The sequence below is a fragment of the Hydrophilobacter chitinilyticus genome, from assembly GCF_049860745.1.
Lineage (GTDB): Bacteria > Pseudomonadota > Gammaproteobacteria > Burkholderiales > Burkholderiaceae_C > Rhodoferax_B.
This window is the reverse complement of the sequence record NZ_CP187561.1, coordinates 2973793-2996919: the sequence shown is the minus strand read 5'-3', so window position 1 is coordinate 2996919 and position 23127 is coordinate 2973793. Positions and strand designations below refer to the sequence as shown.

General features: G+C 59.7%; 20 protein-coding genes. 18 read left to right on the top strand and 2 right to left on the bottom strand.

Features of this window, described 5'->3' with window-relative positions; all coding sequences use genetic code 11:
- Positions 1-251 precede the first annotated feature (251 nt).
- The 13 genes from ACPWMG_RS13235 to ACPWMG_RS13175 all read left to right on the top strand — a co-directional run bounded on the left by ACPWMG_RS13235 (position 252) and on the right by ACPWMG_RS13175 (position 14359).
- A complete protein-coding gene (locus tag ACPWMG_RS13235) occupies positions 252-1028 on the top strand; it encodes a hypothetical protein (RefSeq protein ID WP_483305100.1) in 777 nt (258 codons plus the stop codon).
- A 181-nt stretch (positions 1029-1209) separates the two neighbouring features.
- Entirely contained in the window at positions 1210-4197 is a 2988-nt protein-coding gene (locus ACPWMG_RS13230; RefSeq protein WP_483305099.1) for a putative bifunctional diguanylate cyclase/phosphodiesterase, read from the top strand.
- Between the two features lie 51 nt (positions 4198-4248).
- Positions 4249-6051 (top strand): methyl-accepting chemotaxis protein, encoded by a 1803-nt coding sequence (locus ACPWMG_RS13225; protein ID WP_483305098.1) that lies wholly within the window; start codon positions 4249-4251, stop codon positions 6049-6051.
- Positions 6052-6182: 131 nt separating this feature from the next.
- Positions 6183-7232 carry a purine-nucleoside phosphorylase gene (locus ACPWMG_RS13220; RefSeq protein WP_483305097.1) on the top strand — a complete coding sequence of 350 codons (1050 nt, stop codon included), beginning with the start codon at positions 6183-6185 and terminating at the stop codon, positions 7230-7232.
- A gap of 85 nt (positions 7233-7317) precedes the next feature.
- Positions 7318-8241, top strand: coding sequence for a DNA ligase (locus tag ACPWMG_RS13215; RefSeq protein ID WP_483305096.1), 924 nt, complete (start codon positions 7318-7320; stop codon positions 8239-8241).
- Between the two features lie 291 nt (positions 8242-8532).
- Positions 8533-8913, top strand: coding sequence for a hypothetical protein (locus tag ACPWMG_RS13210; RefSeq protein ID WP_483305095.1), 381 nt, complete (start codon positions 8533-8535; stop codon positions 8911-8913).
- Positions 8910-9467: a hypothetical protein gene (locus tag ACPWMG_RS13205; protein WP_483305094.1), complete on the top strand. Its 558-nt coding sequence runs from the start codon at positions 8910-8912 to the stop codon at positions 9465-9467. Before ACPWMG_RS13210 ends, ACPWMG_RS13205 begins: the two co-directional genes overlap by 4 nt.
- Positions 9464-10627: a hypothetical protein gene (locus ACPWMG_RS13200; RefSeq protein ID WP_483305093.1), complete on the top strand. Its 1164-nt coding sequence runs from the start codon at positions 9464-9466 to the stop codon at positions 10625-10627. The genes ACPWMG_RS13205 and ACPWMG_RS13200 overlap by 4 nt, the downstream gene beginning before the upstream one ends.
- Positions 10628-10719: 92 nt before the next feature.
- Positions 10720-11190, top strand: coding sequence for a YHS domain-containing (seleno)protein (locus ACPWMG_RS13195; protein ID WP_483305092.1), 471 nt, complete (start codon positions 10720-10722; stop codon positions 11188-11190).
- Positions 11191-11208: 18 nt separating this feature from the next.
- Positions 11209-11685 carry a hypothetical protein gene (locus ACPWMG_RS13190; RefSeq protein ID WP_483305091.1) on the top strand — a complete coding sequence of 159 codons (477 nt, stop codon included), beginning with the start codon at positions 11209-11211 and terminating at the stop codon, positions 11683-11685.
- A gap of 12 nt (positions 11686-11697) precedes the next feature.
- The gene (locus ACPWMG_RS13185; RefSeq protein ID WP_483305090.1) at positions 11698-12558 is read left to right on the top strand and encodes an alpha/beta fold hydrolase; all 861 of its coding nucleotides are present in this window, start codon (positions 11698-11700) and stop codon (positions 12556-12558) included.
- Positions 12559-12602: 44 nt separating this feature from the next.
- Positions 12603-13403 (top strand): NRDE family protein, encoded by an 801-nt coding sequence (locus ACPWMG_RS13180; protein WP_483305089.1) that lies wholly within the window; start codon positions 12603-12605, stop codon positions 13401-13403.
- The gene (locus tag ACPWMG_RS13175; RefSeq protein WP_483305088.1) at positions 13400-14359 is read left to right on the top strand and encodes a GNAT family N-acetyltransferase; all 960 of its coding nucleotides are present in this window, start codon (positions 13400-13402) and stop codon (positions 14357-14359) included. Before ACPWMG_RS13180 ends, ACPWMG_RS13175 begins: the two co-directional genes overlap by 4 nt.
- Positions 14360-14393: 34 nt before the next feature.
- Here ACPWMG_RS13175 and ggt read toward each other — a convergent pair whose 3' ends face one another.
- Positions 14394-16127, bottom strand: a complete 1734-nt coding sequence (gene ggt, locus ACPWMG_RS13170; protein ID WP_483305087.1) for a gamma-glutamyltransferase — start codon at positions 16125-16127, stop codon at positions 14394-14396.
- A 361-nt stretch (positions 16128-16488) separates the two neighbouring features.
- On the opposite strand from ggt, the gene ACPWMG_RS13165 reads away from it, so the two are divergent.
- From ACPWMG_RS13165 to ACPWMG_RS13145, 5 genes are all read left to right on the top strand, one after another.
- Positions 16489-17085, top strand: a complete 597-nt coding sequence (locus ACPWMG_RS13165) for a Csu type fimbrial protein (protein WP_483305086.1) — start codon at positions 16489-16491, stop codon at positions 17083-17085.
- 99 nt (positions 17086-17184) lie between these two features.
- A complete protein-coding gene (locus tag ACPWMG_RS13160; protein WP_483305085.1) occupies positions 17185-17730 on the top strand; it encodes a Csu type fimbrial protein in 546 nt (181 codons plus the stop codon).
- Positions 17731-17873: 143 nt separating this feature from the next.
- Positions 17874-18566, top strand: coding sequence for a fimbrial biogenesis chaperone (locus ACPWMG_RS13155; RefSeq protein WP_483305084.1), 693 nt, complete (start codon positions 17874-17876; stop codon positions 18564-18566).
- Positions 18567-18790: 224 nt separating this feature from the next.
- Complete coding sequence (locus ACPWMG_RS13150) at positions 18791-21148, top strand: fimbria/pilus outer membrane usher protein (RefSeq protein ID WP_483305083.1); 2358 nt, start codon at positions 18791-18793, stop codon at positions 21146-21148.
- A 47-nt stretch (positions 21149-21195) separates the two neighbouring features.
- The gene (locus tag ACPWMG_RS13145) at positions 21196-22161 is read left to right on the top strand and encodes a Csu type fimbrial protein (protein WP_483305082.1); all 966 of its coding nucleotides are present in this window, start codon (positions 21196-21198) and stop codon (positions 22159-22161) included.
- An 85-nt stretch (positions 22162-22246) separates the two neighbouring features.
- Here ACPWMG_RS13145 and ACPWMG_RS13140 read toward each other — a convergent pair whose 3' ends face one another.
- Positions 22247-22933 (bottom strand): response regulator transcription factor, encoded by a 687-nt coding sequence (locus ACPWMG_RS13140; protein WP_483305081.1) that lies wholly within the window; start codon positions 22931-22933, stop codon positions 22247-22249.
- Between the last annotated feature and the right edge of the window lie 194 nt (positions 22934-23127).

The window sequence follows — 23127 nt, the reverse complement described above, 5'->3', positions numbered from 1 at the left end:
AAACACGATGCACTTTCATGGTGCTGGTTTAGCGATTAATTCAAAATTGATAGCTGCCTACAAAAGCAATTCAAGCCATTCACATACATCCGCTTGCCTTACACGATGTAAGGGAAATTCTGACGCCATTTTCAGCAGCATTCTGACTTTAGTGATTTTTCGTAACTAAATACAGTCCGTTACACCTTTTGCCGCATCATGAAAATTGATTTGGGCAGACAACCACTACCTTCAACTGCTGGGATTGATCAATGTTTAATGCTTCGTCTGCATCTCCTTCGATCACCGTGGGCCAACCCCACTTTGGATATGTTTCGCATGCCTCCTCGCACATGTTGGAGGAGCACCTGCCATTTACCGTGCGTTTGGTGCGTGATAGCCAAGACTTAGCCAAAGCAGTGCACATTCGCCACTCGGCGTATGCGCGCCACGTTCCGACGTTCGCAGATACATTGCGTGCCCCTGAATCAGTTGATTTTGAAGATGGTTTTGCCGTTTTGCTGGCCGAGTCGAAGCTGGACGGGTCTCCTCTCGGCACCATGCGCATTCAAACCAATGAATACGCCCCTTTGTGCCTGGAAAAGTCGCTAACCCTGCCCGATTGGCTGCAAGGTCGCACATTGGCTGAAGCCACGCGCCTGGGCATAACCAACGACCGTGTGGGGCGTCTGGTGAAAACCGTGCTGTTTAAAGCGTTCTTTCTATATTGCCAAAAGATTGGTGTGGAATGGATGGTGGTGTCGGGTCGTGCACCGGTAGACCGCATGTACGACAGCCTGCTGTTTAGCGACGTTTACCCCGGAATGGGCTATATCCCACTGCCACATGTTGGCAACATGCCACATCGCATCATGTCTTTTGAAGTCGGCACCGCAGAAGCGCGCTGGGAAGAAGCCAACCACCCGTTGCGCGAATTTATCTTCAGAACACACCACGTTGACATCGATTTGTCGGGTGTTCGCCCTGTCAATCGCTTTCATAGCCAGCCTGGCCGCTTCTCTAGCCCGCCGGCTGCGCATGTGATGTAAAAAGCCGATACAGGCCAAATACCAGAGCCAAGAGCAGTAAGCAGAGAGAGATGAATCGGAAGAATACCGATTTAAAAACCAATCGACTTTACAAAAATATCCTAAAGTAATCTGGTCATCTACCTTACTGAATTTGTATCTTTGAGATACTATATTTCACATATGGGTGAATATAGTAACAATGTCTAAGCACATTGGCGTACGCGCCAAGTGGTGGGCTGCGCGTAGCGCGGCCATGGAGCGGCTGCTTTTTGCGCTGTCGGCTTATGCATTGCCTATCGCCATCGGCCTCCTGTCACTTGTGGCGCTGACGGCATGGGAGCCCCGCACCTCCACCGAAGGCAACTTTTCGCTGGCGTTTCGCGCGCTACATGAGACGGGCGAGCCCCTCAGCGCCGCGCAAGCCGCACGCGACCTCGAAGCCCTGCCCCGGCAAACCTTTATCGACACCAAACGCTCAGAGTCTGGCTTTTGGCTGCTGATCGAGCCGAAGAAACCTACAGATAGCGAACCCTCGGTCATTGAGCTGCCGTCTCGCCACGCGGTGGATGTGGCTTGCTGGAACGCCGCAACGCTCGAGCCTCTGGGACGGGGCCGGCAAGACTCTTCTCTAGGCGCCATCAGCTCCGTCAAGTCTGGCTTTGCGGTGAACCTGGCGATGGCCGATGCGCCGCCATCGCTTTTGTGCCGTGTACACGCCGTAGGGCCGGCCCGGTTAACTGCCACGCAGTGGCCCGCTTCTGAACTGCAGATTTCCGCCCAGGAGTTCAACCACAACGAAGGTTTGTTGACCGGCGGCTTGGTGGTGCTGGCGCTGTTTGTGTTGGTGACGGCGTTGATCAACCGCACCGCCACGTATTTGCTGTTCGCCACTTGGTTGCTGCTGAACCTGCGCGTGGCAGCACTTTCTGCCGGGTGGGACGGCGCCTGGCTCGGTCACCTCGTGCCGCAAGAACTTCTATGGTCGGGCCGCGCATTGACCATGGCGCTGTACTACACCGTCACCATCACGCTATTCAAAACCCTGTTTGCCGACGACCTGGAGCACGTTGGCAACACGGGGGCCATGCGCGCGGCGCAGTGGACTTGCCTGCCCTTATTGATGGCGTCGTTGGTCATTCCCTACGGCCAGTTTTTACCAGTGATCTGGGTGGCCACTGGTGTCAGCACCGGTTTGTTGATTTACTTGCTGGTGCGCATTTTGATGAAGACGCGCTCACGCGTGGCCATGTGGTACGGCGGCTCCATCGTCATCACCTTGTTCGCCAGCGTATACGAAGTGGTATCTGCGGCGCTGGGCTTGCAAGCCTTGATTGGCACGGTCAACAGCGTGACGGCCGCGTTGTCCTCCAGCCTCTTGGCCTCGTTGGCCATTGCCGAGCAAATGCGCCAGGAGCACCTGGAAAGAATGGCCGTGCAAGCCGAGCTGGCGCACACCTATGAGGCCATGCCGATTGGCCTGTTCACGCTCGACACCTATGGCAACTTTGTCAGCGCCAACCCGGCGCTGCGGCGCATGTTGGCAGAAGACGTGTTGACCCCTGGCAGCCGCGCCTGGCAGCGCCACTTCAGCGAAGGCGCGTGGATGCAGTTGCTGAGCATGGTGCACCAGCGCTCAGACGGCGAACTTGAACTCAAAGGCCTGACGCGCGCCGACAACGGCCCGGTGCGGCGTTATCTGGTCAAGGCGACACTTTCGCGCGACAAAATTGAAGGCTCTTTGCAGGATGTGACGGAAAAATCGCGCGCCACCGAAGACTTGCAATTCATGGCCAACAACGATGCGTTGACCAAGGTGCTGAACCGGCGCGGCATTGAAAAAGTGCTGACCCACGCCATGCAGCAGATCAACAGCAACCGCCCGCTGGCGCTGGCCTATCTGGATCTGGACCGCTTCAAGTTGATCAACGATCTGTATGGCCATGGCGCTGGCGATGAGGTGCTGCAGCAGGTGTGCAAACGCATCTCCGACATGCTGTCTGGTGGCATGCAAATCGGCCGCGTGGGCGGCGATGAATTCATCATCGTTTTGCCCGACACCCGCATTCCGTTGGCCTCGGTCATCTGCCAAGGCGTGGTGGCGCGTATCGGTGCCACGCCGTACCACATCAAAGACAAAGCGTTCCAGGTGCGTGCGTCGGTGGGCCTGATCGACGTGGACGCTGGTGTGCAGATCAAAGACGCAGTGTCTGCCGCAGACCGCGCCTGCCGCCAGGCCAAGGCCGGTAGCGGCCATAACGGTTTGGTGGTGTACGAGAAAAACGCCGAAGCCTTCCGCCAACACGAGGCGGAGTTGGAGCTGGTCGAGCGCTTCTCGACCAATTCGGCCACCGAGGGCTTGTTCCTTGAAATGCAGCCCATCATGTCGCTGACGGCGCCGCACGAATCACTGAACTTCGAAGTGCTGTTGCGCATGCGCGATGCCAACGGCCAACGCATCCCTACCGACCGTGTGATCTCCGCCGGTGAAAGCAGCGGCCACATGGGCGTGATCGACCGCTGGGTGCTGTCCACCACCCTCGCCTGGCTCAACACCCACGCCAGTAAGTTGCAGTCCACACGGTTCGTGTGTGTGAACCTGAGCGGCGCTTCGCTCAACGACGAAACCTTCATGCAGGATGTGTTTGCCATGCTGGCGCAAAACATCCACATCACCGGCCGCCTGTGCCTGGAAATTACCGAGTCGGTGGCACTGCACGATCTGGAAAACACGCGCCGCTTCATCGACAAAATCCGCAGCTATGGCGCCAAGGTGGCGCTGGATGACTTTGGCGCGGGCTACACCTCGTTCTCGTACCTGAAGGTGTTGTCGGCAGACCTGTTGAAGATTGACGGCAGCTTCATCGTCAACATGAACAAGCACCCGGCCAACATCGCCATCGTGGAAGCCATCGTCAGCTTGGCGCGCAACCTGGGCATGAAGACGATTGCCGAATGGGCAGAAGACAACGCTACGGTTCAAACGCTGGCCGAGATTGGCGTGGACTACGTGCAGGGCTTCGCCGTCGCCCGTCCACGCATGCCAGAGCAAATGCTGGAAGCCCAATCGTCCGCCAGCTTTATCGAAGACGAAGCGCTGCGCCGCATGACGGAATTGCTCGGCAGGGCGGATGATGAATTACTGCAGGTTTCGCTATTTGATGCGAGCCGCCCACGCAACATGCATTAGAGTAGACCTCCGTGTAAACCCCGACATTTCACCGTTGATGAGGATCTGGTCATGCTCAAAACCGTCAAAGCCCGGCTGATCAGTATTTGCATCGTCATCGTGGTGGCCGCCATCGCCATCGCCACCGTGGTCAGCTACCGCCTGGCCCGCTCTTTCATCCAGGACGACATCAACACCGCGCTGGCCGACACCGCCCGCGCGCAGAGCGACAAGATCGCGCTCTGGGTCTCGATGCAGAAAGACATCGTCGCCGCGCTGGCGCCCCACACGCGCGAAGCCGACCCATCCGCAGCGCTGCAGCAAGCCTTGCAATCAGGCCGCCTGGACCTGGCCTACATCGGCCACGCAGACAAACGCATGCTGTCGATTCCCTCGCGCAACCGCCCTGCCGACTACGACCCCACCGCCCGCCCCTGGTTCAAGCTGGCCGACACCAGCGCCAAGCCGGTCATCACCGAGCCCTACATCGCCTCCTCCAGCAAAAAGCTGGTGGTGACCTTTGCCTACGCCGTGAAAGACAGTGGCAAAACCTTCGCCGTCACGGGCGCCGACGTCACGCTGGAAGACGTCTTGGCCGATCTGCAGAAGATTAAACCAACGCCGAATGGTTTTGCGTTCCTCATCGACAAAAGCGGCAAGATCATTGCGCACCCGCGCACCGACCTGACCTTGAAGCCGCTGGCCGACCTCTCCAAGGAGTTGACCAACGACGTCATCGCCCAAGCCGCCAAGGGCGGTGCTGAACCCGCGCTGGCCGAGATCGATAGCCGCAAGTTCTTGCTCAAGGCAGCCCAGGTGGCCGATAGCGACTGGACGCTGGTCACCGCCGCCGATGAATCCGAGGCCCTGGCGCGCTTGAACCAACTGCTGACCGGCGCTGGTGTCACGCTGCTGGTGGTGGGCCTGCTGGCCATGGTGGTGGTGACGGTTCTGGTCAACACACAGTTGCGCGGCCTGATCCAGGTGCGCAATGCCATGCGCGAAATTGGCTCCGGCTCGGGGGACCTGACCCAGCGCCTGCAGGTGCGCGGACAGGATGAGTTGTCAGAGATTTCAGCCGCGTTCAACGCCTTCGTCGACAAGATTGAACACGTGATGCGCGGCGTACGCACCAGCAGCGACTCGATTGCCACGGCGTCGAGCGAGATTGCCTCCGGTACGCTAGACCTGAGCAACCGTACCGAGCAAACCGCCAGCAGCCTAGAAGAAACTGCAGCGTCTATGGAAGAACTCACAGGCGCCTTGCGCCACAGCGCCGATGCGGCCAGCACCGCCAGCCAGTTGGCCGGTACATCGGCGGCGATTGCCCACCGTGGCGGTGTCGTGGTGTCGCAGGTGGTGGCCACCATGAACGAGATCTCGGCCAGTTCCTCACGCATTTCCGAGATCATCGGCACCATCGATGCCATTGCCTTCCAAACCAATATCCTGGCGCTGAACGCTGCCGTGGAAGCCGCGCGAGCCGGAGAACAAGGCCGTGGTTTTGCCGTGGTGGCCAGCGAAGTGCGCAGCTTGGCCGGGCGCTCGGCAGAAGCGGCGAAAGAAATCAAGACACTGATCGGCAACAGCGTCGACAAGGTTCAGGCCGGAACCACACTCGTGGCCGATGCCGGCGCCACCATGACCGAGATCGTGCAGAGCATTCAGAAGGTCTCGGACATCGTGGGCGAGATCAGCGCTGGCGCCAGCGACCAACGCAAAGGCATCAGCGAGATCAACGCGGCCATCACGCAGCTTGACCAGATGACCCAGCAAAATGCTGCGCTGGTGGAGCAGTCGACTGCGGCCACAGACAACATGCGGGAGCAGGCTCAAAACTTGGCCCGGGTGGTGGGCTCGTTCCGCGTCAGCTAAGCGCCGCTTTTCCGCTTCCGGGGGCGACCGGGAGCGCGGCACCCACCATCCGCAGAGACGGTTATGGACAGTAAGGCACGAATGCTGCTTCAATTAAGCTGCATACGTTGTGTTTATCCATAAAGGTTTTCATGTTTTCCTCTTTCTCGATTTCCTCGTCTCACATCCGCGTCGCCTCGGCACTGGCTATCGCCGGTACTGTCGTCCTGATGACGGGTTGTGCCACTACCCCAGCACCTAAAGCCGCAGCACCTGTACAGGTCAAAGTGTTCGTTGCCGCCATGTTTGAAATTGGCAAGAACACGGGTGATCGCGCGGGCGAGTTTCAGCATTGGTACGAGCGCTACTGGAAAGACGCCACGCCGATCAACGTTCCCGGCGCTTTGGGCCCGGTGTATTGCAACAACGATGGTGTTTGCGGCGCGGTGTTGGGCATGGGCAAGGTGAACTCATCGTCGTCCATGCAGGCCATTTTGCTTAATCCGGCGTTTGACTTCTCCAAAGCCTATTACGTGATCTCCGGCGTGGCTGGCACACCGCCTCAGCGCGGCACCATTGGTGAAGTAAGTTGGGCCACTTGGCTGGTGGACTACGACCTGGGCCACCGCTGGGCCCCCGAAGAAAACAAGGCCGGCGAGCCGACCTTCATGCCGCGCAAAGGCTACGAGGACTACCGTCGCTTCCAGCTCAACCCCACCCTGACCAGTTGGGCCATGAAGCTGTCGGCCGACACGCCGCTGCTCGACTCCGACAGCGCACGCAAGTACCGCACGCGTTACCCCGACGCGGCCGCGCAGCGCGCGCCGTTTGTCAGCACCGGCACCCACATGACCGGCGACACCTTTTTCCACGGCCCTGGCATGTCAAAGCAGGCCCAATACATCGCCAAGCTGTACGGTGCAGACGACTACGTGATCACCGAGATGGAGGCCGCCGCCATCACGCTGGTCATCAAACGCACCCACGGCACCGACCGCGTGATGAGCCTGCGCGGCGCTGTGAACTTTGACCAGGGCAACCCGAACGAAACCACGCTGCAACACTTGGACCCCGCGCCAGGCGAAACCGCAGGCGGCTTTGCCGAGACCGTGCAAAACATCGAACTGGTGGGCTCACGTGTGGTGGACCACATCGTTGGCCAGTGGAGCACTTGGCAAAACGGCGTGCCGCCGCTGCGCTGAGGTCCAAAGGCGAGAACAAATCCCTGTTGTCGCGTAAGACGGACTTCTAGAATGCGCGACCGCCGAACGATTGAAGCCCTTAGATATGCCACATTTCCGCACGAGTTATTTGACGTCCACCGTCGACGTTGTTTCGCGCCGTGGCATTTTGCAAGCCGCGCAAGTCGCATTGGGCGGCTGGCTGACGATCACCGGCCTCACGGCCCTAGCGCAAGACAAATCGCCACCATCCACACCTGCGTTGATGTTGGCGAATGTCTACCGCAGCGGCTTGCCGCTCGACGCTTATTGGGTCAGTGAGAAGTACGACGGGGTGCGCGGCTACTGGGATGGCAAGGTGCTGCGCACACGGGGCGGCGAGATCGTGCATGCGCCAGCATGGTTCACTGCGGGTTGGCCTGCAACGCCACTTGACGGTGAGTTGTGGGCTGGACGGGGCCGCTTCAATGAAGCGGTATCCACGGCACGGCAACAATCGCCGGCCAATACCGCCTGGCAACGCCTACGCTTCATGGTGTTTGATCTGCCTGCTCATGGCGGCTCATTTGACGAGCGCATTCCTGCCCTTCAGCACACCGTGCACCTAATGAACAGGCCTTGGGTCATGGCGGTGATTCAGCACAAGGTGGCCAGCCCACAAGCGCTGAAGACACGGCTGCGTGAAATCGTGCAAGCCGGTGGCGAGGGCCTCATGCTGCATCGTGGTGACTCGCTCTACCGCGCCGTGCGTAGCGACGACTTGGTCAAACTCAAACCATACCTCGATGCCGATGCACAGGTGCTCGCCCAGGTACGAGGCCAAGGCAAATACCAGGGGCAGATGGGTGCCCTGATGGTGAAGACGCCCGAGGGATTGCGTTTCAAGATCGGCTCGGGATTTACCGATGCACAACGCCGCGAGCCACCCGCCGTAGGCAGTTGGATCAGCTACCGCTATCGCGACGTCAATCCCAGCGGATTGCCCAGGTTCGCTACGTTTCTTCGCACACGAGACGACTTGTCACGCTGAGTCAAGGTCGAAAGACCTGTTCTCGCCCTTACCCTCGCAGGCCCTATCGGCGGCTGAGGCGTAGCTGTATCCAATCGTCTCCAAAACCTTTTCATGCAAAGGTGGCGCCGAAGGCGCTGTAAGAAAACGCGTGGTGCTTCGACTGATAGGTAACCAAGCCTCGGCTGACCTATCTTTATGAACACAACCTCTGCATCCGCCACGGCACCACCTCTGTCGCAGAACGACGAAGCCACGCTATCGCCTACTCATCGGACTCGCCAATCGGTGTGGTGGCGATTACGCAGGCTCATGGACTCATGGTTCGGTGCCATTCTGGGAGGTGCGTTTTACGGCGCTTGGGCCACATGGGCGAACTGGGGTGATGGCGCCCACCAAGCCCTGCTGGTGGGTAGCACTCACTGGGCCACCAGCGCCGCGCTCACTTTTGGCGGCACGTGGGCCATGCGCCAAATCCACCATCGCTTTCTTGGGCATTCACAAGGCTGGCGCGGGGCTGCGCGCACCACCGTGTTGGGCTTGGGCCTGACCTACGCCACGCTGCTGGCAGTACACACCGCCATCCACACCCAGCACATCTTGTTGACCCTCGCCCCAGGTGTCGTTCCCAACATCTTGTTTTGCAGCAGCTATGCAGTCTTGCTGATGCGTACTCAGAAAGTCACAGCATGAAAGTCCTCACCTCCCACAGCGCCGCATTGCTGCGCTACAACCACGCAGTGTTGGAGCAAACCGCAGGCGTGATCGCACAACACACCGCGTTCAGCAGCCCGTACTCCGACCACATCGGGCCGCACGTGCGGCACATCATCGAACACTACCAAACCCTGCAACGGGTACTCGATGGTGCGTTGACCACGCAGGTCCCCACCGTCGACTACGACAACCGCGCGCGCGACATTCGCATCGAAACCGACCCAGCGTTTGCCTTGACTCAACTGCGTGCGTTACAGCGGTGGCTGGTGTCGGCGCAATGGGGTGACAAAGATTTGACACGGACCGTCGCCGTGCATTTGCGCGGTGGATTGCAGGGCGAGTTCACGTTCGTCGGTCCATCCAGCGTAGCGCGAGAACTCACATTTCTGGCAAGCCACGCGGTGCATCACTTTGCGGTGCTGCAAGGCTACGCCAGACAAGAAGGCAAAAGCTTTGGTGCAGGGCTGGGCAAAGCGCCAGCCACCGTCGCCCATGAAAACCGATCACCCGCCACGGAGGTCACAGCATGACCCGACAACTCACACCGCCCGGTAGCACATTGCACATCAGCCCACCCTTGCGCCCCAGCACCCTGCCCTGGCTCACCACTGAAGGCGCTACGCCAAAGCAGCAGATCCCGTGGCTCGCGCGTTTTCGCATCACCGTGGAACGGGGCTGGCGCTGGGAGTTTTGGCCCTCGTGGCTGTATTACCTGCCCATTGTCTGTTGGATTTTGTGGCTGGGCCTCAAGCATCGCAGCCACATGGCGTTCACCGCGTCGAACCCTGGCCTGGAAGCCAGCGGCATGGTGGGCGAACGCAAACACCTGGCACTGGCACCGCTGCTGACCAACGCCCCGGACCTCGTGGCCACGTTTATTCTGATACCCGCAGGAGAACTCAGCGCCCGGCTCGACACCGCGCAGGCGTTTGTCGCCGAGCACGGCTTGCCTGTAGTGCTCAAGCCCAACATCGGCCAGCGCGGACGCGGCGTGTTTGTAGCGAGGCAATGGCAAGAGGCGCACGACTATCTGGCCCGCTTCACTGGGGACGTGATCGTTCAGCGGTACGTGCCCGGCCAAGAGTTCGGCGTCTATGTGGCACGCAAACCCGGTCAGCGCCAGGCGAGCATTTTGTCAATCACGCACAAAACGTTTCCGCATGTGATGGGTGACGGGCAACACACCTTGCGAGAGCTGATCTTGAACGACAGCCGCGCTAAGCTCATCTCAGGTTTCCTGTTGTCCCGTTGGGCCCAAGAACTTGAGCAGGTTCCAGCGGACAACGAGCGCATCCAACTGGTGGAGATCGGCGCCCACTGCCGCGGTAGTGTGTTTCTGGATGCCAACCACTTGGCCACGCCAGAACTGGTCCACACGCTCACGCGTTTTCTGGACGCCCTGCCTGGCTACGCCTTTGGCCGCATCGACCTGCGTGTGCCCAGCATAGAAGACTTCCAGAACGGGCAAGGCCTGCAAGTACTGGAAGTCAACGGCGTCTCGGCAGAAAGCGCCCACATCTACCACCCAGGCACGCCACTGTGGGTAGGCTACCGCGCGATGTTCCGGCAATGGTCGCTGGCATTTGACATTGGTGCAGCCCACGCGCGTGCGGGAGCGCCAACCACATCCCCTTGGACGCTGTTGCGCGCCCTTCGGGAAGACCAGCGTCGCAGCGAAGTCTGGTTTTGATTTTTCAGGACTACCTGCATTTTTTTTTTGTAAGACGCCCATTCATCCGCTCGACTGACATTCATATCGGCAACTTTCACCAGGGAGACACCATGATCACACTTCTTCGTCGCACCTTCGTCGGCGCCTCATTGCTCTTGGGCCTCAATGCCTGGGCCGCAGAACCGCCTATCAACACCTTGACGAACTCGTTCTTTGCGACCCGAACCGACACAGCGATCAACGGCTACGACACCGTGGCCTATATCGTGCAGAACAAAGCCGTCAAAGGTGACGACCACTTTGTTGTGGAGTGGAGGGGCGCCAAGTGGAAATTTGCCAACCAAGGCAATGCGGATTTGTTCAAAGGCGCGCCTGAAAAATACGCGCCGCAATACGGTGGTTACTGCGCCTATGGCGTGGCCACCGACAGCTTGGTCAAGGTGGACCCGAACAACTTCGCCGTGATCGACGGCAAGCTTTATCTCAACTACGACACCGATGTGCAGAAGAAGTGGAACAAAGACCGCCCAGGCTACATCCGCGACGCGGACGCCAAATTTTCAGGTTTGCTGAAGAAGTAAACACACCAGGAGCCCATCATGGAATTCATCAAAAAAAACGGCCATTGGGTTTTGACCTTGTTCGTGGCCTTCGTCTTCATCCAGTCGTTGTTCTTCAAGTTCACAAATGCGCCTGAGACCATCTACATCTTTGAAACCAAGCTAAACCCCTGGGCGCTGTCCATCGGGCTGCCTGGCGTGTTTGCACCCGGTGGCATTGCGTCAGCAAAGGTGGTGGGCTCGTTTGAACTGGTGGCCTCCGTGCTGTTGCTACTGGGAGCCGCTTTTGCCAGTTTGCGCGGGTTGCAGGCGGCAGGAGCAGCGCTGGGGCTGGGCGTGATCAGTGGCGCCATCTTCTTCCATCTGTTCACCCCTCTAGGTGTGGCCGTACAAAACACCGACGGTAGCAGCGATGGCGGCCAGCTCTTCATGCTGGCCTGCGGCGTGTGGATCAGTTGCGCTCTGCTGCTCTGGTTACGTCGCGGCCTCTGGTTGCCGTTGATCTTCGCGAAATAAGCCACCGCAGTCATGTCGCTACACAAGTGCCTGCTTTCAGCATTGGTTTTTGCTTCATCATGGATGCTGGCAGGCTGTGGCAATCCACCCTATCCGCGCGGCGACCTCGCAAGCTTATTTCCTGATGGCAAGCGGCCGGTCGTCGCCACGCTAGAGCTTGAGGGGCGCACGCTCAGCGCCATGCGCATGCCGGGTCAAGCCGGAAAGCCCATGCTGCTGTTCGTGCATGGCTCACCTGGAGACTGGAAAGCCTGGGCGGCGTATCTATCTGACACGCGCTTGCTCCAACTGGGTGATCGCGTGGCAGTGGACCGGCCCGGGTTTGGGCACTCAAAAGGCCCCGTGGTGACCGATTTGCGGCAACAGGCAGCACAACTGGCACAGTGGATCCCGCCGGGGCAGAATGCCATCGTTGTCGGCCATTCCCTCGGCGGCCCGCTGGCGGCATGGATGGCAATCGATGCGCCGGACAAGGTGTGCGGCGTCGTGTCTATCGCAGGAGCCCTGTCGTCCCAGCGCGAGCAACCCCGTTGGTACAACTACGCGGCGCAATGGCGCCCGGTGCAGTGGTTCATTCCACCTGAGATGATTTTGTCGAACGCAGAAATGATGCCTTTGGCGTCGGAGCTGCAACGTCTTGAAGCGGCGCTGCCACGACTGCATGTGCCCTTTGTGCTACTGCAGGGAAGCCGAGATGAGTTGGTGATGCCCGCCACCGCAGACGACGTGGCACAACGCATGCCGGCGCCATGGTTGAAAGTGCAAAAGCAGTCAGAAGACGGGCACTTCCTGCTGTGGCAGAAACCTTCTGTGGTCTCCGATGCCATTTTGCAGTTGCCCTGCGCTGCAGCGGGCGCACCGCAGTCGCACTGAGTAGCAGCCGCCAACTTGGCACTTACCTTACGCAACCATTCGCTATGTGTATTCTGAGCTTTCAATGGCAGCCTGACGCCCGCATTCCACTCATCTTGGCCGCCAACCGCGACGAGTTCTACGCACGCCCAACACAAGCCTTGCACGTGTGGGAAGACCCGCACATGCCGCCCTTGCTCGCCGGGCGCGACCTCAAAGATGGCGGCACATGGTTGGGCGCACACCGCTACAACGGCCGCGTGGCCGCGCTGACCAACTACCGCGCGCCTCACCTGCAGCGAAACGATGCGCCATCGCGTGGCCGCATCGTGACCTCATTCTTGAACAGCACCCAAAGCGCAGAGCATTTTGCGCGTGATTTGGCGAAGCAATCCAACGCCTACAACCCGTTCAACCTGCTGATGTTCGATGGCCGCGACTTGGTCGGCTACGAAAGCCGCCATCAGCGGTACTTTCCAATCGAACCTGGCGTCGGCAGTGTCTCCAACGCTGATTTCGATACCCCGTGGCCGAAGGTTCAACGCTTGCGTGCAGGCTTTAAAGCTGCGGTGCACCGCCATCCGCCACAGCATGAACTGCCCCCAGCCTTGGAAGCAGAAATCTGGGCTCACCTAGCGCATGCCGATGCGGCACCAGACAACGTCCTACCCCGCACGGGCATCCCACTTGAGCGCGAGCGCGCCCTGTCATCGACCTTCATCCGAACCCCTGACTACGGCACCCGCGCCAGCACCTTGCTTGTGCATGGACGCTCGCACTTGACCATTGTGGAACGATCGTTTACCGCGCAGGGAGCGTGCGGCGAGGCTCGCATCACGTTGAACAACTTGCAGGAGGCTTCATGACCAAGCATCACTCGTCCACCGTCGCCCCCGTGGCGCCCGCCATTTCCGCACTTGCACTCTCGCGCGACATCGCAGCGCTTTCGGCCACACGCAAACTGCTACACGTGGGTGAGTTCGAGGTCTACTGCGCCCCAGCCCATGAACTACCCCACGCGATGCTTGAAATTGCCCGGTTGCGCGAGTGGGCGTTTCGCGCGGTGGGCGAAGGCACTGGTCAAGCGCTCGACACCGATAGGTTTGACCACAGCTACCAGCAGCTATTCGTTTGGCACAGTAGCCACCAAACCATTCTCGGAGCCTATCGGTTGGGTTTCACCGCGCCCATCGTGGCAGCCGAAGGCGTGCAAGGGCTCTACACACACAGTCTGTTCGACTTCGACGAAGACATGTTTGTCCATACGGGCCCATGCATCGAACTGGGACGCTCGTTTGTGCACCCCGAATGGCAAGGCAGCAGCCGTGTTTTGCGTTTGTTGTGGGGTGGCATTGCCGCAGTGCTAGACCAGCACCCTGAAGTGCAGCGTTTGTTTGGCCCTGTCAGCATCAGCCCCAATTACAGCGACAGCGCGCGAGGGCTGTTGCTCAATGCGCTGCAACACCATCATATGGATCCGGTGCTGCAACAGTTGGTACGACCACGTCATCCTCTTGAATGGAGCCCCGGCACCAAGCCATCACAGTGGGGGCGCCTCACCAGCGTGTTAGCTGGTTTGGGCGAACTCACGGCACTCGCCAAGTTTCTACAAGAGGTGGCGCCGGATCTGGGTTTGCCCATGCTCATCAAGCACTACCTGGGCCTGCAAGGAAGGTTCGCGGCCTTCAATCTGGATGCATCGTTCAACAACACCCTGGATGGGCTGGTGTTTGTGCAGGTGCAAAACATCTCTCCCAAGCTGCGGCGCAAATTGACTGGAGCGACGGAGCTTTGTTCGCCTCAGTCGCATACGTTGGCTTGAAAGCAGCGCAACCCGGGAGGGCCGTCAAATCCGCTCAGTACCCCAGCGCCAACCCGGTGTTACGCCGGGGATCATTCGCCCCATAGAACTTGTTATTCCCGCGCGGGTTGCCTTCCAGCGCAGGAGCGCCCACCAAAATGGCCGCCACATGGTTCGCGGGTTGGGGTTCGCCAAGATTGTGGCCCATGTCGACCAGCAACTTGCGCGTGTCGGGGCTCAAACCATAGGCCTCCACGTTGGTCACGTCGGGCAGCCATTGTTGGTGAAAGCGTGGGGCGTCCACCGCCTCCTGGATGTTCATGCCGTAGTCGATCACGTTGACGATGGTATGCATTACCGCCGTGATGATGCGGCTGCCGCCGGGCGTGCCCACCACCATCAGCGGCTTGCCATCTTTGGTGACGATGGTGGGGCTCATGGAACTTAAAGGCCGCTTACCAGGGGCAATGGCATTCGCTTCCCCCTGCACCAGGCCATACATGTTGGGCACCCCCACCTTCACGGTAAAGTCGTCCATCTCGTTGTTCAGCAACACACCGGTTTTGCCCGCGGTGACTTTGGCCCCAAACCAATCGTTCAAGGTGTAGGTCACAGACACCGCATTGCCAAAACGGTCGACGATGGAATAGTGCGTGGTGTTGTTGCCTTCGTGCGGCGCAACGCCCGGTTTCAAATCCTTCGAGACACCGGCTTTGCCCGGGTCGATCACAGCGCGAATACTCGCGGCGTAACCTTTGTCTAGCAAGCGCCCCAGCGGATTCGCCACGAAGTCGGGATCGCCCAGATAGCTGTTGCGGTCCAGATAGGCATGGCGCATGGCTTCGATTTGGTAGTGCACACCTTGGGCTGAGCGAAAGCCCAGCGCCTTCATGGGGTAGCCTTCCAGAATGTTCAGCATCTCGCAGATCACCACGCCGCCGGAACTCGGTGGCGGCGCGGACACCACGTGATAACCACGGTAGTCACACTCCACCGGGGGCAACTCGCGCACCTTGTAGTCGTTTAAATCGGCCTGTGTGATGATGCCCTTTCCCGCCGTGCTGGCCGCCACAATGTCTGCGCCAACGCGGCCTTTGTAGAAGCCGTCCGCGCCCTTCTGGCTCACCGCCCTAAGGGTTTGAGCCAGGTCTTTTTGCACCAGCTTTTGCCCAATCTTGAAAGGCTCGCCCTTGTGGAGAAAGATGGCCGAAGAGGGCGCATCTTTCTTGAAGTCTTCTGTGGCGGTTTGCAGCAGATCCACGTCGCCCTCTTCCAGCACAAAGCCGCGCTCGGCCAATTGAATTGACGGCGTGATGAGTTTCGCGCGGGCCATCGTGCCGTACTTTTCACGCGCCAACTCCAGGCCGGCCACCGTTCCGGGCACGCCTACCGCCAGGTAGCCATGCGTACTGAGGCCTTTGACCACATTGCCGTCCTGGTCGAGGTACATGTTAGCGGTGGCGGCCATAGGCGCCTTTTCGCGAAAGTCGAGAAAGGTCTTGCGACCATCGGCCAATTGAACCGTCATGAAACCACCGCCGCCCAAGTTTCCGGCGGCGGGGTAGACCACGGCCAACGCGTAGCCTACGGCCACGGCTGCATCTACTGCGTTACCGCCTTTTTTTAGCACGTCGACACCCACCTGGGTCGCAAGGTGCTGGGCGCTGACCACCATGCCGTTTTCAGCGGCGACAGGGGCCATGGAGGCGGCAAAGGCGCTACCGCAAATGAGCAATGCAGCAGAGGCAGCCAAAGTGAAGCGAATGGCGTGGCAAGCGTTGGTGCACATAAAGACGACTTTCTGATGAAGCGAACGATGGAAAAACGGTGGACTAGAGCCGAGCAAACGCATTTCGACTCTATCCAAAGCCCCCCTGTTGCGAGCCAACAAAACAATGTCTTACACCCCTGCGGCGACTCCCGATTGACCTCTCAGCCCAATCTGTGCAACGCCAGAGTTCACGTTTGCGTCACGATCTTTTGGGCGCCCAGAACCACAATTCATTCCATCGAACCACACAAGGTTCGTAAGCCCGGTGCAGATGAGAGCCCTGCTTCGGAACTCACCTAACTTTGCCGCGACGCATGCACTCCTAAAAGCGTTACCGCAAAGTCCGACGGCCAATGCCGTACGACGCATGGAGACGATCATGAAGACAACGACCAAGATTTCGACCGCCGCGACCTCTGCTGTTGTGGCACTTGCTCTGGGCCTGGGCATGACCTCGTTCAGCGCACAAGCCTCTGGCAACATGGCCGGTCAACTGAACTCACAAATGGTGCTGCAAGCCGGCTGCTACATCAGCGGTGCCTCTGGCGCGGGCACCAGCGGCGTGAACCTGGGCACCTTGGATTTCGGCTCGCAGCCCAGCACTTTCACCGGTGTTCTGACCGCCAACGCCACTGGCGGTGTGGGTGGTGCTGGCGCCACACAAATCGTCTGTTCGCCTGATGTGACAGCGTTGACCGTGGCCGTCAGCGGGGGTAACAACGCCGGTCAGGGCGGCAGCATCGGTACCGGCTCGCGTGCCATGAAGTTGGGCACCAGCTTCCTGCCTTACGAGGTCTATAGCGATGCGGCTTTGACCACCGCTTACCCCGCCAACGCGACGGCCTTGGGCGTAACCTTGCCCGGCACTGGTGCAGCGATAAACCTGCCTGTCTATGGCCGTATCAACAAGACCAGCACCAACGGTATGACGTCTGGTACTTATGTGGACGTGTTGCAAGTTACCCTCAGTTGGTAATGAAAAACCCGTGGAGCCTATCCAGTTCGGGTGCGCTTCATTTCCTAATGTTGCAAATTGTGGCAAAGTAAACCAGTCACGGCACTCAAAGGAGACAGCATGCGCATTTCGCGTCTGCCCTTAATGACGGGATTGACCGCTCTGGTGGGGTTCGCGGGTTCGATGATGGCCTACGCAACCACTCCCATACCGACCACGGCCACCTTTGCCGTGAACGCAGCGGTGGTTCCCGGGTGCCTGGTGGTAGGCAACGTCACCCAAACCAGTGGCATTGCCTTTGGCATGATCGACTTTGGCACCCACTCGGCCGTTTCCTCCGCCAGTGTGCCGGCCTCTCTTACCGCCAGTGGCGGGCAGTTGGCCCAAATCCAATGCACACCCGGTGCCAGTGTGACAGTCGTCATCGATGCCGGCTTGAATGCCGTGGGCTCACAACGCCGTTTGAAGATGGGCACCTACTACCTGCCCTACAACCTCTATACCTCGGCCACCATGGCCACACCCTACCAACCCGGCACAGGCATCGCGGCCAGCAGCAGCGGCCTGGCCATGAACCTGCCGGTGTATGGCGTTGCGCTGCCGCCGGGTAGCGGCCTTCCAGCAGGCATTTATAGCGATACCGTGCAGGTGGTACTCACCTGGTAACCGTTCTTTCAACCTCTCACCCCGAAGGAGTTTTGCATATGCAGGGCACATGGCACAGACGACTCGGTTTTTGGTTTTGCTCCTGGTTATGGGTCGTCACCTGCGGGTGCTGGCTTCAGACGGCGCAGGCCGCCAGTTCGGTGATGATCTGGCCGGTCGACCCCGTCATCGAGGACGGCCAACGCGCTGCCGCCATGTGGCTGGAGAACCGTGGGGCCGACAACGTGTCCTTGCAAATACGCGTGTTTCGCTGGACCCAATCCGGTACCGCTGAAAACTTTGAAAACCAGGAACAAGTATTGGCTAGCCCTCCTCTAGCCACCATCCCAGCCGGTCAACGCCAACTGGTCCGGCTGATGAACACCGGCCCCGTCGCGCCGGGGGAAGAACAGGCCTACCGCGTGCTGGTCGACGAACTGCCTGACGTAGACCCGCCCAAAGACGGCGTATTGGGTAGCTCGCCCAGTGCCACCATTGGCGTGAAGCTGCAGATCCGCTACTCCGTGCCGCTGTTCGTCAACGGCAAGGGCATGATCACCAAGGTCGCCCAAGGCAACCCTACGCAAACGGGCCAAGTCGATCTGCGCTGGCGTACGGTGCGCGAGGGCGACAGCCACTATCTGGTCATCCGCAACAGCGGCAATATGCACGCCCGCTTGACCAGTGTGCAATGGAGCGGCGCACCACAACCTCAAGTGATCAATGCCGGCCTGTTGGGCTACGTGCTCGCGGGCTCTGAAATGCGTTGGCCATTGGCCGGGCCTCCGCCGCCCGGACTCCAACCCGAAGCGCGCATCAACGGCGCGCAAACAGCGACTCAGCTCACCCCGCAGTAAGTCCATAAAGACCCTGCCGAGTGCGCTCACCCGTCCCCCTTCCACCCTGTCTAGTCACTCGCGCCAGACCGCCCGTGCTCGATCCCCTGAGGACCACCCTCCATGCCGCGCACAGACGCCCAAGCGCCCTCTTCTCGCTATGCTGCGCGCTCGCAGCCGGCATGCCATTGGTGTGGGTGTCACCTGCGGGTGCGCAACCTTTGCCGCCCCCACCCAGCCGTGGCATGCCAGCACAAATCACCCTTTATCTGGAGCTGGTGGTGAACGAGCAAAGCAGTGGCAAAGTGGTGCCGGTTCAGTTGCGCAACGGCCACTACTTTGTATCGGTCGAAACCCTGCGTTCTCTGAACGTGCGAGCCGAGCCCAGTCCAGATGGATTAGCGGCAGTCGATCAGATTCTCGGCGCACAGGTCGAGTACGACTCTATCGGCCAACGGCTGAAGATCACCGTGCCACCTGACTGGCTACCCAACCAGGAAATCGGCGAGGAAGGTGCCGTCAAACCGTTGTCTGCCAAAGCCAGCAACGGCGCGTTGCTCAACTACGATCTGTACATGAGCAACCCCGACCGCGCGGGCTCCAGTGCCTCGCTTCTGTCAGAGCAGCGGGTGTTCGGCACCTGGGGCACGTTCACTAACAATGGTGTTTACCGTGACACATCGCAAGATCGCGGCTACGTGCGCTATGACACGCGCTGGACCTACTCCAGCACCGAAGATGTGCGCACCTACAGCCTGGGCGACTTGATTGCCGCGCCGCTGTCCTGGGGCAGTGCGGTGCGTTTGGGCGGCGTGCAATTCGCGCGCAACTTCACGATACGGCCGGATTTGATCACCTACCCACTACCCCAGTTTCGTGGACAGGCGGCCGTGCCGTCAGCCGTAGACTTGTTCATCAACGGCTACAAGGCCGGCACAGAAAACGTACAGCCGGGTCCATTTGCGCTGAACACCATGCCCTATATCAACGGCGCGGGCGAAGCCTCGATGGTGACCACCGACGCCCTGGGCCGCCAGGTGGTCACCACCGTACCGTTTTACGTCGCCAATACCTTGCTGCGCAAGGACCTGACCGATTACAGCTTTGCCCTGGGCGCGCTGCGCCGCGACTATGGCACGCGCAATTTCTCCTATGGTCCCGCAGCGGCCAATGGCGGCTACCGCATCGGCCTGACCGATGGCGTCACGCTTGAAACGCGTGGCGAAGTGGCACCGTCTTTGGTGGTGGGTGGACTGGGCGGCGTTGTGGGGCTGGGTTCATTTGGCGTGGCCAACGCCGCATGGAGCCAAAGCCAGGTGCGTGGCACCGGCGGACACCAGTTGAACTACGGCTACCAGTACAACGGCCGCAGCTATGGTGTGGGTGCCCAGCAAACCCTGCGCAGCAGCGACTACAGCGACCTGACCAACTACGACAGCGGTGGCTTGCAGTTAAACAGGCGCAGCACACAAGCCAACGCCAGCCTCTCCCTGGGAGATGCCGGGGCCTTTGCGGCCGCGTACTTCGACGTGGTGGCCGCCGACCAGCAACGCACCCGACTGGTAAGCCTGTCGTACAACAAGTCGCTGGGTGGCAGCACGTTCCTGTCGGTCAACGTCAACAAGGCACTGGGCGGCGGTGGCGACGTGACCGTGCAGGTGCAACTCACCTTTGCACTGGATGAACGCAACATGCTGAGCCTGGGCGCCTTGAACGACGGCAAGAACACTGGCAGCCAGGTGAACTACAGCCGCACCACACCAAGCGACGGCGGTCTCGGCTGGAACCTGTCTTATGCCAACAACGGCAACACCAGCAACTACCGCCAGGCCAGCGGTACCTGGCGCACCAACTACGCTCAACTCCAAGGCGGGGTGTCTGCGCATGGCCAGACAACCTCCAGTTGGATGGGGGCGACGGGATCCGTCGTCTGGATGGATGGCGGGCTGTTTGCAGCCAACCGCATCAACGATGCCTTCATGCTGGTGTCCACCAACGGCGTGCCAAATGTGCCCGTACGCTACGAGAATCAGTTGATGGGGCGCACCGATGGCAACGGCCACTTGTTGGTGCCGGGCGTACCTGGCTATTACCCTGCACGGGTAGAGGTTGACGTGCTGGATCTGCCGGACAACATGCAGGTCCCGCAATCCCAGCAACGCCTCGCGGTGCGCTCGGGCAGTGGCGCATTGGCCACCTTCATGATCCAGAAAACACTGGCGGCACGCATCACATTGGTGGACCCCTTGGGGCAGCCGTTGCCCATGGGCTCGTCGGTGCAGCACGTGCAAAGCGGCCAGAACACGGTCGTCGGCTGGGATGGCCTGGTCTATCTGGAGGGGTTGACAACGCAGAACGAACTCCTGGTGCGCAGCCCCGGCAATCGCCAGTGCCGCGTCGTCTTCACACTCGACACCGAAAGCAATGAAGTGATGCGCATCGGGCCACTGACTTGCAAATCAGAGGTCTTGCAGCAGGCTTTCAGCTGGCCCAGCGCCGTCACCGCTTCGCAGGTAGATGCGGACGCGCAGAGCTCTTCATCGGCACCGGGCGCACTCTATACGCTCATCCCCCCCCCATCTGCAGGAACTGCATCGCCATGAAGATTCACTTCCTTCACTTTCGCCACCTTGTGCAAAGGACTCCGCACATGACGCCCCCCTTCTCCGTTCTGCGGCTGCGCTCGCTGCTGCTGTTATTGGCCTCGCTATGGTGCTCGCAAGCGGTATGGGCCTGCACCATGGCGAACACCGGCGGCGCGTTGGGAACGGTGACCTCTTTTCGCGTACAAAGCGGCGCTGCCGTCACCGGCAGCGGAAGCTTTTCATACACCTGCGGCGGCGTGGTGCTGTCTGTACTGGCCGGCACACCGTCAATCAAGGGCACGCTGCAGGCATCGGTCACCGGGTTGACGTTGAAAAACGGCACCAACACCATTCCGTACCAGATCTACAGCGACCCTGGCATGAACACGGCCTACACGAACGGTCTGTTGGTCGTGAACGTCAACGGCAACAGCTTGCTCACGCTGCTCAACTCAGGCGGCGGTGGTCAAGTGCCCGTCTACATTTCGACAACGCCTGGCGCCAACATTCCAGCCGGCACCTATACCGATACGCTGCAACTCACTTGGACTTACGCCAACATCTGCGAAGGCCTGGTGAATGTGGGCGGCCTGTGCCTGGGTACGCTGTACAACGGCACAGTGACACAGAATTTGCCGATCACCCTTGTCGTGACGAACGACTGCGTCATCACCGCCCCTACGATCAACTTCGGCAGCGCGCCTTTGGTCGCGGGTTTTCCCACAGTGTCGCAAAGCCTGTCGTTGCGTTGCACAAAAAATCTGACCTACACCGTGGGTTTGAGCACGGGTGGTTTCTCGGCCAGCGGCCAACGCAACATGGCCAATGGCACGAACCGTTTGGCCTACGACATTTTCAAGGCCGACAGCACCGTCTGGGGCCCCCTGACCACAGCGCGAGCCGATGGTCCGGCTGCGGCAGATGGCACCACTGTGCAGACCATTCCCTACACGGCACGCGTCTACCAAAGCCAAACAACACCGGCCGCAGGCTCATACACCGACAACGTGATGGTGGATGTGAGTTTCTGAAGAAGTGGCCGAATGGCTTGAGTGTGTTTTGGAGGGCGCCCGAACGTTAGAGAGCCAGAGATTGCAGCCCCTCCCCCAATCGGGATCAAGTCACATTGACCCGGTCAAACCGATAACCAAAACCATACACCGGCGCCAGTTTCCAGCCACGGCTGCCATCGAGTGACAGCTTGCGCCGCAGTCGGCTGACATGGGTGTCTACGGTGCGGGTATCGACATCGGCAGAACGCCCCCAGACTTTGTCCAGCAAGTGGTCGCGTGACAAAATTTTGCCCATGCTTTGGAACAGCAGCACCGCCAGATCGAATTCTTTTTGGGTCATGGTCACGGGGACCCCCCCCACGCTCAAGCGTTCGCGCTGAATGTCGATCTCGTAGTCGCCCACGCGCAAAATCTCCAGCGCACTGGGGCGCGCGCGACGCAAGGCCGAGTTCACGCGTGCCAACAGTTCCAACGGTTTGGGAGGCTTGACGATGTAGTCGTCAGCGCCAGCTTTGAGCGCGGCGACCACGGTCTGCTCTTCTTCCTCAGCGGTAACCACCACCACCGGCAGGTGCCAGCCGACGTTGCCACGGACCCACTCGATCACTTCGCCGCCGGTGCCGTCAGGCAAGTTCCAGTCGACCAAGAGCAGGTCAAAGGTTTCACGTTTGATACCTTCGCGGAAGGTTTCAGCCAAACCGAAGCCACGTGCAGTGTGTTGACCGTCTTCCAACAGCGCCAGCAGCAGTTCGCACTGGGAGGGGTCGTCTTCGAGTACGCCGATATGCATATCGTCTCCTGGTTGAAGAGATGTTTGCGGACAGGCTAGGTCTCCAGTCCATTCTAGTGTCGTGTTTCAGCCGTGTATCAAAAATGTATTGAAAAATTCAGATCTATGCATATAGTTTTCTGACGAGGTTAGCCGGTGAGCGTGTCATCAGCGAGGATGCGTCATCGCTGCAAACCTCGTGTTCCGAGATGGTC

Bases quoted from the DNA above. Each gene is read 5' to 3' on its own strand.
- ACPWMG_RS13235 (WP_483305100.1), top strand. From the start codon at position 252: ATGTTTAATGCTTCGTCTGCATCTCCTTCGATCACCGTGGGCCAACCC.
- ACPWMG_RS13230 (WP_483305099.1), top strand. From the start codon at position 1,210: ATGTCTAAGCACATTGGCGTACGCGCCAAGTGGTGGGCTGCGCGTAGC.
- ACPWMG_RS13225 (WP_483305098.1), top strand. From the start codon at position 4,249: ATGCTCAAAACCGTCAAAGCCCGGCTGATCAGTATTTGCATCGTCATC.
- ACPWMG_RS13220 (WP_483305097.1), top strand. From the start codon at position 6,183: ATGTTTTCCTCTTTCTCGATTTCCTCGTCTCACATCCGCGTCGCCTCG.
- ACPWMG_RS13215 (WP_483305096.1), top strand. From the start codon at position 7,318: ATGCCACATTTCCGCACGAGTTATTTGACGTCCACCGTCGACGTTGTT.
- ACPWMG_RS13210 (WP_483305095.1), top strand. From the start codon at position 8,533: ATGGACTCATGGTTCGGTGCCATTCTGGGAGGTGCGTTTTACGGCGCT.
- ACPWMG_RS13205 (WP_483305094.1), top strand. From the start codon at position 8,910: ATGAAAGTCCTCACCTCCCACAGCGCCGCATTGCTGCGCTACAACCAC.
- ACPWMG_RS13200 (WP_483305093.1), top strand. From the start codon at position 9,464: ATGACCCGACAACTCACACCGCCCGGTAGCACATTGCACATCAGCCCA.
- ACPWMG_RS13195 (WP_483305092.1), top strand. From the start codon at position 10,720: ATGATCACACTTCTTCGTCGCACCTTCGTCGGCGCCTCATTGCTCTTG.
- ACPWMG_RS13190 (WP_483305091.1), top strand. From the start codon at position 11,209: ATGGAATTCATCAAAAAAAACGGCCATTGGGTTTTGACCTTGTTCGTG.
- ACPWMG_RS13185 (WP_483305090.1), top strand. From the start codon at position 11,698: ATGTCGCTACACAAGTGCCTGCTTTCAGCATTGGTTTTTGCTTCATCA.
- ACPWMG_RS13180 (WP_483305089.1), top strand. From the start codon at position 12,603: ATGTGTATTCTGAGCTTTCAATGGCAGCCTGACGCCCGCATTCCACTC.
- ACPWMG_RS13175 (WP_483305088.1), top strand. From the start codon at position 13,400: ATGACCAAGCATCACTCGTCCACCGTCGCCCCCGTGGCGCCCGCCATT.
- ggt (WP_483305087.1), bottom strand. From the start codon at position 16,127: ATGTGCACCAACGCTTGCCACGCCATTCGCTTCACTTTGGCTGCCTCT.
- ACPWMG_RS13165 (WP_483305086.1), top strand. From the start codon at position 16,489: ATGAAGACAACGACCAAGATTTCGACCGCCGCGACCTCTGCTGTTGTG.
- ACPWMG_RS13160 (WP_483305085.1), top strand. From the start codon at position 17,185: ATGCGCATTTCGCGTCTGCCCTTAATGACGGGATTGACCGCTCTGGTG.
- ACPWMG_RS13155 (WP_483305084.1), top strand. From the start codon at position 17,874: ATGATCTGGCCGGTCGACCCCGTCATCGAGGACGGCCAACGCGCTGCC.
- ACPWMG_RS13150 (WP_483305083.1), top strand. From the start codon at position 18,791: ATGCCAGCACAAATCACCCTTTATCTGGAGCTGGTGGTGAACGAGCAA.
- ACPWMG_RS13145 (WP_483305082.1), top strand. From the start codon at position 21,196: ATGACGCCCCCCTTCTCCGTTCTGCGGCTGCGCTCGCTGCTGCTGTTA.
- ACPWMG_RS13140 (WP_483305081.1), bottom strand. From the start codon at position 22,933: ATGCATATCGGCGTACTCGAAGACGACCCCTCCCAGTGCGAACTGCTG.